This window comes from Hydrogenivirga sp. 128-5-R1-1, assembly GCF_000171895.1.
Genome location: NZ_ABHJ01000273.1, coordinates 1 through 1,676, shown reverse-complemented (window position 1 = coordinate 1,676; position 1,676 = coordinate 1). Strand labels below are relative to the sequence as shown.

At 32.9% G+C, this 1,676-nt stretch carries 1 protein-coding gene; it reads left to right on the top strand.

Annotation, left to right across the window (positions count from 1 at the left end; genetic code table 11):
• The first annotated feature begins 312 nt into the window (after nucleotides 1-312).
• Entirely contained in the window at nucleotides 313-1,539 is a 1,227-nt protein-coding gene (locus tag HG1285_RS02530) for a bifunctional 3,4-dihydroxy-2-butanone-4-phosphate synthase/GTP cyclohydrolase II (RefSeq protein WP_008289105.1), read from the top strand.
• Nucleotides 1,540-1,676 lie beyond the last annotated feature (137 nt).

The following is a 1,676-nucleotide window of genomic DNA, read 5'->3' as shown; positions in this document are numbered from 1 at the left end:
AACAGGCATTAAAATTAATTTTATATCCATTTTTTCCTAAAAGATTATAAAATTATGAGTAAGATTTTATCATTTTATATGTCTGGAAAAAATAAATAAAATTGATTTACATATAGTAAGCAAATTTAATCATAGGACTCGTTATATCTTGCACTTTGGAGTGGATGTTGAATGGAATGAAATACTCTTTAAAAGATAAGGCTTATAATGTAATATCCCAACTTGAAAAAATATTAAAAACATAGAGGTGGTTATGTATTTTTAAAAGCATATATTAAAATTTTAATTAAAACTTATCATTTGGAGAGAAAGATGGATTTCAAACTTGCAAGTATTGAAGAAGCCATAGAAGATATAAAAAATGGAAAAATGGTAATAGTCATAGATGACCCAGATAGAGAGAATGAAGGCGACCTTGTAATGGCTGCCGAAAAGATAACACCTGAGGCTGTAAACTTTATGGCAAAAGAAGGAAGAGGTTTAATTTGTCTATCTTTACTACCAGAAAGATGTGAGGAGCTCAATATTCCACTTATGACAAATGAAAATACAGACCCTAAAGGAACAGCTTTTTGTATATCAATAGATGCTCATCCAAAATTTGGAACAACAACCGGAATATCTGCCCATGATAGAGCTATAACAATAAAACATGCTGTAAGTCCTGATGCAAAACCTCAGGATTTTGTAAGACCGGGACACGTTTTTCCTCTTATGGCAAAACCGGGAGGAGTTTTGGAAAGAACAGGTCATACAGAAGCATCAGTTGACCTTGCGAAATTAGCAGGTCTTTATCCTGCCGGAGTTATATGTGAAATAATGAAAGAAGATGGAACAATGGCAAGGCTTCCAGATTTAATAGAATTTGCCAAAAAACATGACCTAAAAATAATAACCATTGCGGATTTAGTACATTACAGATTAAAAAAAGAAAAATTAGTGGAAAGACTTGCAGAAGCACATCTTCCTACAAAATTTGGAACTTTCAAAATATACGGCTACAGAAATAAACTTGACGGAAGCGAACATGTAGCACTTGTGATGGGAGAAATTAAAGAAGATGAACCTGTGCTTGTAAGAGTACATTCAGAATGCCTAACAGGAGATGTTTTTAGCTCATTAAGATGCGACTGTCAGTCTCAACTCCACAAAGCCCTTGAAATGATAGCAAAAGAGGGGAAAGGTGTACTTGTTTATATGAGAGGACACGAAGGAAGAGGTATAGGTATTATAAATAAAATAAAAGCTTATAACTTGCAGGAAAAAGGATACGATACTGTAGAAGCAAATCACAAGCTTGGATTTAATACAGACCTTAGAGACTTTGGAACAGGAGCGCAAATACTTCTTGATTTAGGCGTTAGAAAAATGAAACTTATGACAAATAATCCAAGAAAAATAGTTGCATTAGACGGTTTTGACCTTGAAATAGTAGAAAGAGTCCCTATACAAATAGAGCCCAATCCTTTTAATGAAAAATACATATTTACAAAAAGGGATAAATTAGGACATTTTTATCATGTTGATAAAAAAGATTAGTCCCTTATTTGTTTTTTTCTTTTTAATTTACGGATGTAATTCAAACAGCAAAATATGGACTGTTTTCAGAGAAGAAGACCTGCTTGAACATCCACCAGCAAAAAGATGTGCAGACTGCCATTTAGATATTTACAACC